We start from the raw sequence: 13,403 nt of genomic DNA, 5'->3' as shown, positions 1-13,403 counted from the left end.
GACCCAGATGCCGCCGCCGGCGCCTGCGCCTGCGCCGGGTTGAGCCCGCCCGCCATGGCCTGGCCGATCGCCGCGCCGGCCGCGAGGTTCGCGCCCACCCCGGCCAGCCCGCCGGCATTCTGCGCGGCGAGCGGAATCGCCTGCGCGGCCTGGTACTGCGTGTAGCGCGCCAGGTCGCCCGTCATGCCGATGCTGATGCGCGTGTCGAGCGCCTTCTGCAGTTCGGGCGGCAGCGACACGCTCTCCACCGCGAAGGCGTCGAGCGCCACGCCGTAGCGCGCGAAGGTCGGCACCAGCGCCTCGGCGATCCGATGCGAGAGCAGCGACTGGTTCGCGGCCATGTCGACGAAGGGCACGTCGGCGTTGCCGAAGGCGGTGCTCATCGCGGTCACCACCAGGTTGCGCAACTGCTGCTCGAGATCGTCGACCGTGTATTCGCCGCGCGTGCCGCTGATCTCGCGATGGAACACGGTGACGTCGGCGATCCGGTACGAGTAGATGCCGAAGGCGCGCACCTGCACGAAGCCGAAGTCGCGATCGCGGATCGTCACCGGCTGCGGGGTGCCCCAGCGGCGGCCGAGCTGCAGCCGCGTGCTGAAGAAATAGACGTCGGACTTGAAGGGCGACTCGAACAGCTTGTCCCAGTTGCGCAGCGAGGTGAGCACCGGCAGCGTGCTGGTGCTCAGCTTGTAGAGGCCCGGGCCGAACAGGTCGGCGATACGGCCTTCGTTGACGAACAGGGCCGCCTGCGATTCGCGCACGGTGAGCTGGCCGCCGTACTGGATCTCGTTGTCCTGCATCGGATAGCGCCAGGCGAGCATGCCGTCGCCCGACTCGGTCCACTGGATGACGTCGACGAACTGCTTGCGAATGAAAGAGCCGATACCCATCGTAGTCTCCGTGCGCCGCGTCAGGTCAGGCAGGCGGCATTGATGATCCCGACCACCAGCGAGGCGCTGCCCATCAGGCCGCCCATCGCCGTGTTGCGGTCCTCGATCGCGTGGTTCATGCCGGGCAGGATGCGCGTGAGCACCACGTAGGTGAGCAGTTGCACGAGCATCGCGCCGATCGCCCACAGCACCACCGACAGCAAGGTGGAATTGTGGGCGATGCTGGAGGCCAGCGTCAGGCAGAAGCCGAGCAGCGCGCCGCCGAACGACAGCGTGGCCGCCACGTTGCCTTCGCGGATCAGCGCCAGTTCGTCGAAGGGCGTGGCCTTCAGGTACACTGCCGCGAACACGAAAATCAGCGCGAAGGCCGACAGTAAATGCACTGCATAAGAAATGGCGCCGTTCATTCTAATTTCACCCGCGTCCTGTACCCGGTTCGTGGCTGCCCAACGGAAATCCGCGCCAGTATAGCCAGATCGCGCAAGGCTGCACAGCGGCCCCGCCCTGCCCCCCGCCATGCATAAACGCGCGCTCGTCCTGTCGGTGCTGGTGCTCGCCTCCTGCGGGCTCGGCTACGAACTGATCAGCAGCGCGCTGTCGAGCTACCTGCTCGGCGATTCGATCCTGCAGTTCTCCTCGGTGATCGGCTGCTACCTGTTCGCGATGGGGATCGGCTCCTGGCTGGCGAAGTTCGTCGAGGACGACGACGTGCTCGACCGCTTCGTCGACATCGAGCTGCTGGTGGGGCTGATCGGCGGCCTGTCGGCCGCCTTCCTGTTCGTGGTGTTCGGCTGGCTGGCGGCGCCGTTCCGCGCCGCGCTCTACGTGCTGGTGCTGGTGCTCGGCGTGCTGATCGGCATGGAGATCCCGCTGGTGATGCGCGCCTTCCAGCAGCGCCGCCAGGCGTTTCGCGACACCGTCAGCGAGGTGCTCAGCTTCGACTACCTCGGCTCGCTGGCGGTCTCCCTGCTGTTCCCGCTGGTGCTGGCACCGCGCCTGGGCCTGCTGCGCACCAGCTTTCTGTTCGGCATCCTCAACGCGCTGGTGGCGGTCTGGACCACCCACCTGTTCCGCGCCGAGATCAGCCGCGTGCCGCTCAAGCTGATGCGCGCCGCGCTGGTGATCGGCCTGCTCGTGGCCGGCTTCGCGCTGTCGGGCACCATCACGCGCTGGTCCGAGCACGGCGTGTACGGCGACGAAACCGTCTACGCCGAAACCACGCCCTACCAGCGCATCGTCATCACGCAATGGCGCGACGACCTGCGGCTCTACCTGAACGGCAACCTGCAGTTCTCCTCGCGCGACGAGCACCGCTATCACGAAGCCCTGATCCACCCCGTGCTCGACGCCCTGCCCTGGGCGCGCCATGTGCTGGTGCTCGGCGGCGGCGACGGCCTGGCGGTGCGCGAGATCCTCAAGCATCGCGGCATCGAGAGCGTGACCCTGGTCGATCTCGACCCGGCCATGACGCGGCTGTTCTCGACCGCCTCGCGGCTGGTCGCGCTGAACCAGGGCTCGCTGAAGGACCCGCGCGTGCGCGTGATCAACGACGACGCGGTGCGCTGGCTCGAATCGAACAGCCAGGTCTACGACGCGATCGTGGTGGACTTCCCCGATCCGACCAACTTCGGCATCGGCCGGCTGTTCTCGGTGCCGGTCTACCGGCTGCTGGCGCGGCATCTCTCCGAGAACGGCTACGCGGTGATCCAGTCGACCTCGCCCTACTTCGCGCCGCACGCGTTCTGGACCATCGACGCGACGCTGCGCGAGGCCGGCCTGCATACCTGGCCGTATCACTGCTACGTGCCCTCGTTCGGCGACTGGGGTTTCCTGATCGCCGGCAAGCGCGGCGACTACACCGTGCCCGTGCGCTTCTCGGTGCCCACGCGCTGGCTCGACGCGCGCACCGCGGCCGAGATGTTCCACTTCCCGGCCGACATGCCGGCCCTGCCGATGTCGCCCAACGAGCTGAACGACCAGCCGCTGGTGCGCCGCTTCGACGACGACTGGAAGCACGTGCTGCGCTGATGGACCGCCGACGCTTCCTGCTCGCCTCCGCCTCGCTGTCGCTGGCCAGTTGCGGCCGCAGCGGCTGGTTCGAGACCACGCCCGCGCTCGACTATCCCGGCATGCGCGAGGGCCACGCGCTGCGCGACCACCACGCGCTGCCGCCACCGCAAGGCGAGATCCGCGTCGACGTCGCGATCCTCGGCGCCGGCGCGGCAGGCCTGTCCTGCGCCTGGCAACTGGCGCGCGCCGGCCATCGCGACTTCCTGCTGCTGGGCGGCCCCGAGTTCGGCGGCAACGCGGCGGGCGGGCGCTTCGGCGAGCTCGGCTATCCGAAGGGCGCGCACTACCTGCCGCTGCCCTCGATGGAATCCACCCACCTGCGCGAGATGCTGGCCGACCTCGGCGTGATCGAGGCCGATCCGTTCACGGCGCGGCCGCGCTTCGACGAACGCATCCTGGTGCACGCGCCCGACGAGCGGCTGCTGATCGGCGGGCAATGGCAGGACGGGCTGGTGCCGACCCTCGGCATCGGCGCCGAGGAACTCGCGCAGCAGGCGCGCTTCTTCGCCTATGTCGATTCGCTGCGCGAGGCGCGCGGCCGCGACGGGCGCAAGCTGTTCTGCATCCCGCTGGCCGAATCCTCGACCGATCCGCCATGGCGCGCGCTCGACACGCTCACCTTCCGCCAATGGCTGCGCGAGCAGGGCTACACCGCGCCCTCGCTGCTCTGGTACCTGAACTACTGCTGCCGCGACGACTACGGCGCCGGCTTCGAGCAGGTCTCGGCCTGGGCCGGCCTGCACTACTTCGCCGCGCGCGGCGGCCATGCCGCCAATGCCGGCGACGGCGCGGTGCTGACCTGGCCCGACGGGCTGCATGCGATGGTCGACAAGCTGGTGGCCTCGACCCATGCGCGCCTGGGCAGGGAGGATTGGATCGGCGAGGGTTTCGCGGTGCGCGCGAGCCCCGGCGCGAACGGCGTCGAGGTGCTGTGCGCGCGGCTCGGCGCCGACGGCAAGCTCGCTAGCTTCACGCTCAAGGCGCGCCGCATGGTCTGCGCGATGCCGCTGTTCGTCGCCGCGCATGTATTCCCGCTGGCCGCCCACGGCTTCGAGCCGGCGCGCGACCTGCCGCCCCGCGCGCCCTGGCTGGTGTCGAACTTCCTGCTCGACGGCATGCCGGCGGAAGCGCCCGGCGAGGTGCTGGCCTGGGACAACGTGGTGTATCGCGGCGAGGGGCTGGGCTACGTGGTGTCCACGCATCAGCTGATCCGGCTTTCGCCGCCGCGCCGCTCGGTGTTCTCGGCCTACACGGCGCTCGACACGCCGCGCACGCCCGACCAGACGCGCCGCTGGCTGGCCGCCGCCTCGCCGTCCGAGCTGCGCGAGCAGGCCGCCGTCGACCTGCGCATCGCTTACGGACGCGAGCTGTGGCGTCACGCCAGCGCGCTGGAGATCACCGTGCGCGGCCACGCGATGGCCACGCCCGAGGTCGGCTTCCTGTCGCGGCCCGGCATCCTCGCGTTGCGCGAGGCCGACGGGCCGGTAGTGTTCGCGCACAGCGACCTGTCGGGGCTGTCGCTGTTCGAGGAAGCCTCCTACTGGGGAATGCGCGCGGCCGATCGCGTGCTGGCCTGAACCGGCCCGCGTCGGCAACGCGCCCCGCGTTCAGCGCGCCGGGCTTTCCAGCCAGTGCAGGCTGAACAGTTGCGCCTCGTCGGTCCACACCTTGCGCGGCACGTAGCCGGCACGCTCGGCCATCTCGCGGAAGCCGTCGAGCGTGAACTTGCGCGAATTCTCGGTGTGGATCGTCTCGTCCTCGGCGAACTCGAAGGCCTGGCCGCCGACCTTCACGGTCTGCGCGCGCAGGCTGACCAGGTGCATCTCGATGCGCTGCAGCCGGCTGTCGTAGAACGCGCGATGACGCCAGGCGTCGAGATCGAAGTCGGCGCCCAGCTCGGCATTGGCGCGCGCCAGCAGGTTCAGGTTGAAGGCCGCCGTCACGCCGGCCGCGTCGTTGTAGGCGCGCTCCAGCACCGCCGTGTCCTTCACCAGGTCGACGCCGATCAGCAGGCCGCCGCCGGCCAGCAGCGCGGCGGTGCAGCCCAGGAAGGTATCGGCCTCGCGGTTCGAGAAATTGCCGATGGTCGAGCCGAAGAAGATGCCGATCCGGCGATCCGGCACGCGCGCGAGCTCGCGCATCGCTTCGGGCTGCAGATAATCGGCCGCCACCGGCTGCACCTCGAGCGCGGGATAGTGACGGCGCAAGGCAGCGGCCGACTCGCGCAGATAGGCCGCCGAGATGTCGACCGGCACGTAGCTGGCGGGCGGCCCGGCGGCCAGGCAGGCGTCGAGCACGAAGCGGATCTTCGACAGCGAGCCCGCGCCGAACTCGATCAGGTTCGCCTCGGCGCCGATCGCCTGCGCGATCTCGCCCGCGTGCGCCGCCAGGATCGCGTGCTCGGTGCGCGTCGGGTAGTACTCGGGCAGCTCGCAGATCCGGTCGAACAGCGCCGAGCCGGCCGCGTCGTAGAAATACTTCGGCGAGATGCTGCGCGGCCGGGTACCCAGCGCGTCGAGCAGGTCGCGCAGGAAGGGGTTCCGGGCAGGCGGGCGACTCGCGCTGTTGGGGTTCGCGCGGAACAGCTCAGAGGTCTCGTACAAGGCGTACTCCTGTGAATTGCCAGCGCGCGGCCGGCGGGAAGAAATTGCGGTAGGTCGGCCGCGCATGGCCCGGCGGCGTGGCCAGGCTGCTGCCGCGCAGCACCTGCTGCCCGACCATGAACTTGCCGTTGTATTCCGAGGCGATGCCCGGCAGCGGCCGGAAGCCCGGATACGGGTCGTAGGACGAGCGCGTCCATTGCCAGACGTGGTCGAGCATCTGCGCGATGCCGGGCAGCGCGCAGGCCGCCTCCCATTCGAACTCGGTCGGCAGCCGCGCGCCGGCCCATTCGGCATAGGCGGCCGCCTCGAAGAAGCTCAGGTGCGCCACCGGCGCGTCGGGATCGAGCGGCTGCAGGCCGTCGAGGCCGAAACCGAGCCAGCCGGGCAGGCCGGCGCCGGGATCGTGCGCGTCACGCGCGAGGCCGAGCGCGCCGGCCTCGCGCGACTGCCAGTAGGCCGGCGCGCACCAGCCCTCGCGCTGCACCGCGGCCCAGCCGTCGGACAGCCACAGCGCCGCGGTGGTGTAGCCGCCGTCTGCGATGAAGGCCGCGTAGTCGCGGTTGCTCACCAGGCGATCGGCGATCTCGAAGGGCCGCAGCAGCGCCTGGTGGCGCGGGCCCTCGTTGTCGAAGGCGAAGCCGCTGCCGTCATGGCCGATCTCGACGATCCCGCCCGCGTGCGCCAGCCAGCGCGCCTCGCCCGCCGGGCCGGCCGGCATGCGCGGCGCGGCGCCGTCGTCGCGATAGGCGGGCAGCAGCGGATTCACCGAGAAGGCATGCAGGATGTCGGTCAGCAGCAGCTCCTGGTGCTGCTGCTCGTGGTTGAGCCCGAGCGTGATCTCGGGCGCGATCTCCACCAGCAGCGGCAGGTCCGCGCCGCGCACCAGCTCGAGCAGGGCCGTTTCCACGTGATGACGATAGGCCAGCACGTCCTCCAGCGAGGGCCGCGACAGCATCCCGCGCCGCGGGCGCGCATGACGCGGCCCGAGCGCCTCGTAGTAGGAGTTGAAGAGGTAGGCGTAACGCTCGTCGAAGGGGGTGTAGCCAGGCGCGTGACGCGCCAGGATCACGGTCTCGAAGAACCAGGTGGTATGCGCGAGATGCCACTTGGTGGGGCTCGCGTCGGGCATCGACTGCAGGACCTGGTCCTCGGGGCTCAGCGGGCTCGCGAGCTCGAGGCTATGGCGCCGCACCGCGGCGATCTCCCGCTCCAGGGTCGACGCGAGCGTGCGCGCCGTCAGTTCGTTCTTGGTCATCGGTCGGATTCCGGGAGTGGCGGCCGGCCCGCGGTGGCGGACCGGCCCATGGATGTCACCAGCAAGCGTCCGCCCGACGGGGCACGCGCCACGGCGGCGGATGGTGCGCAAGGCCGCCCGGGCGCGAGGCGCGCGGGCGGGCGGGTCGGCACGCGGATCATGCGTTCCCCAAGTTCGTTGGAAACGCGGCCGCGGTTACAGTGCCTTGGCGGATTGGATCAGGCGGCGATCTCGATGGCGTCGACGCGCTCGGGATAGAACGCGAAATGGCCGGCGATCGAGGCGACCGCCTCGTGCGGCGATTCGTAGGACCAGATCGCGTTCTCGCCGCGCGGGCCGAGCGCGGGAATCGAGTAGTAGCTGGCCTCGCCCTTGTAGGGGCAATAGCTGGTGTGGCTGCTGCGCACCACGCGCGTGACGTCGATATCGGCGCGCGGGATGTACTGCACGGGCGGATAGCTGGCCTCGCGCAGCGTCAGCGCGCCGTGCGTGTCGGCCAGCGGCGCGCCGTCGGCCAGCACGCGGACATGGGCGCCGGTGGGCGCGATCGTAATCGGATGATCCGGGCCGGGAACCCGGACGGGGCGATCGGATGACGAGGACATGGGGTCGCTCCTTCAGCGTTCATCGCGCTTGAATATTCCGGCATCGTACGTCGATTTCGTGACATGCGTACGAGGCCGGCACCAACCCGGGCCGCCGGCCCGCGCACGGCGCGCCGGGCAGGGCCGGCAAGGGCTGGCGCGGCCGCTCGCGCGATACGGAAATGCGAGCAGCTTCGGCCAGCCGCGGCCGGGCTTGTGTCCCGCCGCAGGTTCCATGCCCGCAACCGGGGCCGGATGGTGGCACGGCGACTGCCGCCCGGGCCGCGCGATCCGCCCGGCCTCGGGCAATCTTTACCAAAAACGTGACAAAAACATTAAATAAAACTGCCTCGATGCCCATATGATGGCGTCCGTCACCATACCAACCGCGAAACGCGCTATCGATCGCCACTGAGAGGCCGATCGGCAAGGCGCATCGCCATTCCGACCGAGACCGCCATGCCCCGTCCCATCCTTGCCCAGATCCGCCCCGCCGCGGTCCGCCACAATCTCGCGGTGATCCGCCGACGCGCCGCCAGTTCGCGCGTGTGGGCCGTGGTCAAGGCGAACGCCTACGGCCATGGCATCGAGCGGATCTATCCGGGGCTGGCCGAGGCCGACGGCATCGCCCTGCTCGACCTGGACGAGGCGGTGCGCGTGCGCGAGCTGGGCTGGACCCGGCCGGTGCTGCTGCTGGAAGGCCTGTTCGAGCCCGCCGATGTCGCGATCGCGGATCGCTACCGGCTCAGCGTCGCGGTGCATGCCCCGGAACAGCTCGACATGCTGGCCGCCGCGCGCCCGACGCGCCCGATCGACATCCAGCTCAAGATGAATTCCGGCATGAACCGGCTGGGCTTTCGCCCCGACGTCTATCGCGAGGCCTGGCAGCGCGCCTCGGCGATGCCGGCGGTGGGCCGCATCGCGCTGATGATGCACTTCGCCAATGCCGACGAAGGCCAGGCCGACTGGCAGATGCAGGTGTTCGACGCCGCCACCCAGGGCCTGCCCGGCGAACGCACGCTGTCGAACTCGGCCGGCGTGCTCTGGCATCCGGCCGCGCATCGCGACTGGGTGCGCCCCGGCACCATCCTCTACGGCGCCTCGCCGACCGGCGTGGCGCGCGACATCGCCGACACCGGGCTGCTGCCCTCGATGACGCTGAGCAGCCGGCTGATCGGCATCCAGACCATCGAGGCCAACGAGACGGTCGGCTACGGCCGGCGCTTCGCCGCCTCCAGCGCGATGCGGGTGGGCGTGGTGGCCTGCGGCTATGCCGACGGTTATCCGCGCCACGCGCCCACCGGCACGCCGATCGTGGTCGACGGGGTGCGCACGCGGGTGGTCGGCCGCGTCTCGATGGACATGCTGACGGTCGATCTCACGCCCTGCCCGAACGCGCGTATCGGCTCGCCGGTCGAGCTGTGGGGCAACCAGGTGCATGTCGACGAGGTGGCCGAGGCCGCCAGCACGATCGGCTACGAGCTGATCTGCGCGATCGCGCGGCGCGTGCCGGTGGAGGTCGAGCCGCTGGTCGATGCCGAGCCGCTCGAACGGCCGGCGCTGCGCACCGGCAGCTACGGGCGCTGATCCGGCGTCGCTGCATTCCCGGCGGGCACCGGCTCGCGCCCGAGCCATCCCGGCGGGCGCGGGCAACAGGCCAGCCGGCAGCGCGTGCCGCGCATGCCGCCGGCCTCGATCTCAGGCTTCGCCCGATCGGCCCCAGCGTGCCGGCCGCTTCTCCAGGAACGCGTCGATCCCCTCCTCCACGTCGGGCTCCATCATGTTGTCGGCCATCACCGCGGCCGCGTGGCGATAGGCTTCGTCGAGCGGCAGCTCGCGCTGGCGATGGAACATCGCCTTGCCATGACGCACGGCGGCCGGCGACTTCGCCACGATGCTGGCCGCCAGGCGCGCCACCGCCGCATCGAGCGCGTCGGCCGGCACCGCCTCGTTGACCAGCCCCCAGTCGCGCGCCGTGCTCGCGTCGATGAAGCGCCCGCTGACCAGCATCTCGAAGGCGCGCTTGGCCGAGACGTTGCGCGACAGCGCCACGGCCGGCGTCGAGCAGAACAGCCCGACCTCGATGCCGGAGACGGCGAAGCGCGCCGTATCGGCCGCCACCGCCAGGTCGCAAGCCGCCACCAGTTGGCAGCCGGCCGCCGTGGCCACGCCCTGCACGCGCGCGATCACCGGCACCGGCAGGCCGCGGATCGCCTGCATCAGGGCGCTGCAGCGCGTGAACAGTTCGAGGTAGTCGCGGCGGGCCGTGGCCGAGCCGCGGCGCGCGCGCATCTCGCGCAGGTCGTGGCCGCCGCAGAAGGCGCGGCCCTCGGCGGCCAGCACCACACAGCGCAGCCGCGTATCGCCGGCCAGCGAGTCGAAGGCGCGGCCGAGCTCGGCGAGCATCGCATTCGACAAGGCGTTGGCCTGGGCCGGCCGGTTCAGGCGCAAGGTGGTCACGCCCTGGGCGTCCTCGCGCAATACATGGGGTTCGTCGTCGCCTGCTGGGGAATGCATGTCGCCCTCCTGGCTGCCTCGATGTTTTCGTATTTTTCAATGGGGCGTCGCGCGCACGCGACGGTCCTGCGCGCCACCTTACACCGCTTCGGACCGGTCCGAGCCGCCTCGGCGCCTGTCGCCGCGCGCCCTGCCGCGATCGGAGCCGCGCCGCGTCTGGCGCCGACGCCGGCGCCGCGTTTCATGCCTCGCGACCGCGTCGAAAATACTGTATATTCATACAGCACTCGACTCGCCGGCGGCCGGTAAAAATCGCCTGCCGGGCAGTGTGTCCATGAGACAATCGCTCGTTGGCCGAAGCTCGCCGCGCAGTGCAATCGCGCGGGGCACCGGCCGACACGGAACGCGCCGCCATGGCGGCAGGTTCCGGTGCCACACGGAGAATACATAGTGAAACTGGTTGGATGCGGGTTGCTGTTGCTGGCGGTCACGTCGCCGGCATTCGCGGGCGACCACTACGTCGAAATCTGGAATCCGCCCGAAGCACGCGGCGGTGCCCACCACGACATGGCGCCGGCCGCGCCGAAAGCACCGAAACAACACAAGCGCGTCGCACCGCGCCTGGTCGACGCGGGCGTGCGCCCGCCGGCCGTGGAAGCCAAGCCGCTGGCAAGGCCGCACGCGGCCACGCCCGATACACCGCGCGCCGCCCCGGGCACGCCCGATATCCCACGCCTGTTCACGCCGGACGGCAACGTGCTGCGGGTCGGCACGCCGGCCGCCGCGGGCGTCACCATCCTGCGCTGACGGAAGCCCCCGCCGATGGAAGCCGAAACCTACAAGGGCTACCAGATCTGGGGCCATGCAATCCTCCAGCAGGAGGAGATCATGCAGCCCGATCGTTATGCGGCCAGCGGCACCATCACGCGCAACAACCGGCTGGTCGACGCCTCGAGCGTGCTCGGCGTGTTCGATACCGAGGATGCCGCGCGCTTTGCCGGGCTCGAATGGGCGCGTGCCTGGGTCGACAGCCACGGCTGATTGAGCCGCCGCGTCCTTCCCTTGCCGTAGCACGTGCATGGCCTGATCCGGCCAACCATCCTTTCCAGGCAACTCCCCTCGCTCGACATCTCGCCGCCGGCTCGCCAGCGCGATCGATTCGCCGGCAGCCTCATCGTCCAGCCATGAAAAAACGGGCAGCCCCGCCGAGGCGGGAGCTGCCCGTTTTGCATTCGCGAGCGCGACGCGATGCGCCGCGCCCGCGCGCTCGATCAGAAGCGGTGGATCAGGCCGACGCCCAGGCCGACCTGGCCGCGCGTGGTGGCCGGCGTGCTGTTGAAGCCGTCGCCGATCGAGGCCGTCGCCGCGATCACCTTGCCGTTCGACAGCGTGTTGCCCGAGGCGTGCTGGTAGGCCTCGACCGCGTACAGGCCGGTGCGCTTGGACAGGCTGTAGTACTGCGAGGCCGTGACCTGGTGGTAGCGGGCCGCGCTGGACACGCCGTTGGACAGCGTCGCCGCCGTGTAGCTGTAGCCGAGCCCGAAGTCCCACACGGCAACCGGCTTGAAGTGCAGCACCGCGCCGGCGGTGTTGAAGGTGGCCGTGTTGCGGAAGGTCGAGTTGGCGCCCGGGATGTACTGCACGTTCGAGTAGGAGACCGTCACGTCGAACTGCGAGGTGAACTGGTAGCCGCCCGTCACCGCCACGCGCTGCTGCGCCTGCGCCGTGATGTAGCCGTTGTTGATCGCCGACACGGCTGCCTGCGCGCCGCCGTTCGAGGTGGTCGAGTTCGGGCTCCAGGCGCCGCCGCCCGAAGCCGCGTTGTTGACGCGCTGGAACGCCGCGGCCACGCCGAGCGGGCCGTTGGTGTACTGCAGGCCCGCGCTCCAGGTCGAACCGGCGTTGACGCTGCCCGGCTGGCCGCCGAACGAGTAGGAGCCGCCGAACGTGAAGCCGTAGTACTTCGGCGACATGTAGACCAGCGAGTTGTTGGCACGGTAGCTGGTGTCGAGCGAGTCGATATCGCCCGGGTGAGCGCCGAAATAGCCGGTCAGCCAGGTGGTCGGGCTCCACGGCGAGAGCAGCGTGTAGTAGGCGGTGTACTGGCGGCCGGCGGTCAGCGTACCGTACTTGGTATCGGACAGGCCGACGAAGGCCTGGCGCGTGAAGATGCCGCCGCTGAACTGCGAGGTGCCGTTGGCGGTGTTGACGCCGGCTTCCAGGGTGAACACGGCCTTGGTGCCGCCGCCCAGGTCTTCCGCGCCCTTCAGGCCGAAGCGGCTGCCCGCCCAGACGCCCGTCGACATCTTCACCGACGAATGGCCGTTGGCCGTCTGGCCCAGCGAGCCGCTGCTGTTCTGGTAGGCCAGGCCATTGTCGACGATCCCGTACAGGGTCACGCTGCTTTGGGCGTGCGCGGCCGTGGCAAGGCCGGCTGCCGTGATGGCAACCGCTACGTGCTTTTTCATTGCTTCTCCATCCTCAGGATTCTTTGGTCTCGTGTGCTACGGGCATGGGCGAGTTTCCATGCCGGCGCCATTCTGACCGAGAAGCTGACAATTCCCTACCAGTCAAAAGCGCATCGTCGGTTCGGCGCAACGCGGGAATTCACTAAACGGTGAGCGTTTGAGCGCGATGCACAAAGCGTTTTTCGTTTGATTGTCGAATCGATGAAACCGGTCCCGGCATAAACCCTGATTTACATTTCAGGCGCCAAACCCAGGTGCGTCAGGCTAGCGCTGGCGTTTGAATTGATGCAACGCAGCAATTCAAATGCATACGATGTATTGCCCCTGCCGCCGCCGGAAACGCGAGTAGACAGACTTACAAGTCTGTTTCCGGATCGGGCGATCGGAATGTCATACGTAAGGATCGGGCGGGGCGCGCGACGAGGCGGGGGCATCGCAAGTCGCGCGGCCATCGAGGCGGGGGTCGGCCGCGAACGGCGGCCGGGAAGGAAGCGCTGCCGCGCCGGATCGACACCGGCGCGGCAGCGCGGCGACGCTCAGATCACCTGGAAATGATGCGTGCCGTCACGGCCCAGTTGCTCGACCAGGCCAAACTCCCAGTCGAGATAGGCCTGCATCGCGGCGGCCGCGTTGTCGGTGCCCTCGTAGGGACGCCGGTAGCGATCGGTGCGCGGCGTGGCCAGGCGCGTCTCGCCCGCCTCGACGGGCAGGCCCGCGTCGATCCAGGCCAGCGTGCCGCCGTCGAGCACGAACACGCCGACCTCGGCCGGCAGCAGCGCGCGCAGGTCGACGGCCGCGAAGGCGGCCAGTTGCGAGGTATTGCAGGTCAGCACATAGCGCCGCGCGGCCGGAATCGTCGCGAGCGCCGCGCGCAACTGCGCGCGCACCGCGTACCAGGCACCCGGCACGTGCCGCTTCACGTAGTTGGCGCTGGCCGTCACGTCGATCACGGCCACCGCGGCATCGGCATCAGTATCGGCATCCGCCCCGGCTTCGGCGCGCCAGGCGGCCAGCGTGGCCGGCGCGATCCGCTCGATCGGCGCGGCCTCGGGCACCTCGGCGCGCCAGGCGCCCAG

Annotated in this window: 13 protein-coding genes; 5 read left to right on the top strand and 8 right to left on the bottom strand. The window is 69.9% G+C overall.

Annotated elements, in window-relative coordinates; translation table 11 throughout:
* On the bottom strand, positions 1-890 hold an 890-nt coding region (locus tag F3J10_RS30450; RefSeq protein WP_167243662.1), incomplete at its 3' end, for an SPFH domain-containing protein.
* A 20-nt stretch (positions 891-910) separates the two neighbouring features.
* Positions 911-1,297, bottom strand: coding sequence for a DUF350 domain-containing protein (locus tag F3J10_RS30445; protein ID WP_167243661.1), 387 nt, complete (start codon positions 1,295-1,297; stop codon positions 911-913).
* Positions 1,298-1,406: 109 nt separating this feature from the next.
* Between F3J10_RS30445 and F3J10_RS30440 the strand changes: the two genes are divergently transcribed.
* Positions 1,407-2,918, top strand: coding sequence for a polyamine aminopropyltransferase (locus tag F3J10_RS30440; protein WP_167243660.1), 1,512 nt, complete (start codon positions 1,407-1,409; stop codon positions 2,916-2,918).
* On the top strand, positions 2,918-4,537 hold the full coding sequence (locus F3J10_RS30435; protein ID WP_167243659.1) for an NAD(P)/FAD-dependent oxidoreductase: 1,620 nt from the start codon (positions 2,918-2,920) through the stop codon (positions 4,535-4,537). The genes F3J10_RS30440 and F3J10_RS30435 overlap by 1 nt, the downstream gene beginning before the upstream one ends.
* Positions 4,538-4,567: 30 nt before the next feature.
* Here F3J10_RS30435 and egtD read toward each other — a convergent pair whose 3' ends face one another.
* The 3 genes from egtD to F3J10_RS30420 all read right to left on the bottom strand — a co-directional run bounded on the left by egtD (position 4,568) and on the right by F3J10_RS30420 (position 7,423).
* Complete coding sequence (egtD, locus tag F3J10_RS30430) at positions 4,568-5,545, bottom strand: L-histidine N(alpha)-methyltransferase (RefSeq protein ID WP_167243664.1); 978 nt, start codon at positions 5,543-5,545, stop codon at positions 4,568-4,570.
* Position 5,546: 1 nt separating this feature from the next.
* Positions 5,547-6,818 carry an ergothioneine biosynthesis protein EgtB gene (gene egtB / locus F3J10_RS30425; protein WP_167243658.1) on the bottom strand — a complete coding sequence of 424 codons (1,272 nt, stop codon included), beginning with the start codon at positions 6,816-6,818 and terminating at the stop codon, positions 5,547-5,549.
* A 218-nt stretch (positions 6,819-7,036) separates the two neighbouring features.
* Positions 7,037-7,423, bottom strand: coding sequence for a DUF427 domain-containing protein (locus tag F3J10_RS30420; protein ID WP_025097526.1), 387 nt, complete (start codon positions 7,421-7,423; stop codon positions 7,037-7,039).
* A 438-nt stretch (positions 7,424-7,861) separates the two neighbouring features.
* Here F3J10_RS30420 and alr point away from each other — a divergent pair, with 438 nt between their 5' ends.
* On the top strand, positions 7,862-8,989 hold the full coding sequence (alr, locus tag F3J10_RS30415) for an alanine racemase (RefSeq protein WP_166915717.1): 1,128 nt from the start codon (positions 7,862-7,864) through the stop codon (positions 8,987-8,989).
* Between the two features lie 111 nt (positions 8,990-9,100).
* Here alr and F3J10_RS30410 read toward each other — a convergent pair whose 3' ends face one another.
* Positions 9,101-9,919, bottom strand: coding sequence for an enoyl-CoA hydratase (locus F3J10_RS30410; RefSeq protein WP_167243657.1), 819 nt, complete (start codon positions 9,917-9,919; stop codon positions 9,101-9,103).
* A 411-nt stretch (positions 9,920-10,330) separates the two neighbouring features.
* On the opposite strand from F3J10_RS30410, the gene F3J10_RS30405 reads away from it, so the two are divergent.
* Positions 10,331-10,666 carry a hypothetical protein gene (locus F3J10_RS30405; RefSeq protein WP_167243663.1) on the top strand — a complete coding sequence of 112 codons (336 nt, stop codon included), beginning with the start codon at positions 10,331-10,333 and terminating at the stop codon, positions 10,664-10,666.
* A 15-nt stretch (positions 10,667-10,681) separates the two neighbouring features.
* A complete protein-coding gene (locus F3J10_RS30400) occupies positions 10,682-10,900 on the top strand; it encodes a hypothetical protein (RefSeq protein WP_025097530.1) in 219 nt (72 codons plus the stop codon).
* Between the two features lie 230 nt (positions 10,901-11,130).
* Here the strand turns inward: F3J10_RS30400 and F3J10_RS30395 are convergent, their stop codons facing one another.
* Positions 11,131-12,327, bottom strand: a complete 1,197-nt coding sequence (locus F3J10_RS30395) for a porin (protein ID WP_025097531.1) — start codon at positions 12,325-12,327, stop codon at positions 11,131-11,133.
* Between the two features lie 536 nt (positions 12,328-12,863).
* Positions 12,864-13,403 (bottom strand): rhodanese-like domain-containing protein (locus F3J10_RS30390; RefSeq protein WP_275691714.1); only part of this gene is annotated, 540 nt, incomplete at its 5' end.

The sequence above is a fragment of the Burkholderia sp. Cy-637 genome, from assembly GCF_011753175.1.
Taxonomy (GTDB): domain Bacteria; phylum Pseudomonadota; class Gammaproteobacteria; order Burkholderiales; family Burkholderiaceae; genus Burkholderia; species Burkholderia gladioli.
This window is presented reverse-complemented; position numbering and strand designations above follow the sequence as displayed.

Bases quoted from the DNA above. Each gene is read 5' to 3' on its own strand.
- F3J10_RS30400 (WP_025097530.1), top strand. From the start codon at position 10,682: ATGGAAGCCGAAACCTACAAGGGCTACCAGATCTGGGGCCATGCAATC.
- F3J10_RS30420 (WP_025097526.1), bottom strand. From the start codon at position 7,423: ATGTCCTCGTCATCCGATCGCCCCGTCCGGGTTCCCGGCCCGGATCAT.
- F3J10_RS30410 (WP_167243657.1), bottom strand. From the start codon at position 9,919: ATGCATTCCCCAGCAGGCGACGACGAACCCCATGTATTGCGCGAGGAC.
- F3J10_RS30395 (WP_025097531.1), bottom strand. From the start codon at position 12,327: ATGAAAAAGCACGTAGCGGTTGCCATCACGGCAGCCGGCCTTGCCACG.
- alr (WP_166915717.1), top strand. From the start codon at position 7,862: ATGCCCCGTCCCATCCTTGCCCAGATCCGCCCCGCCGCGGTCCGCCAC.
- F3J10_RS30435 (WP_167243659.1), top strand. From the start codon at position 2,918: ATGGACCGCCGACGCTTCCTGCTCGCCTCCGCCTCGCTGTCGCTGGCC.
- egtB (WP_167243658.1), bottom strand. From the start codon at position 6,818: ATGACCAAGAACGAACTGACGGCGCGCACGCTCGCGTCGACCCTGGAG.
- F3J10_RS30440 (WP_167243660.1), top strand. From the start codon at position 1,407: ATGCATAAACGCGCGCTCGTCCTGTCGGTGCTGGTGCTCGCCTCCTGC.
- F3J10_RS30445 (WP_167243661.1), bottom strand. From the start codon at position 1,297: ATGAACGGCGCCATTTCTTATGCAGTGCATTTACTGTCGGCCTTCGCG.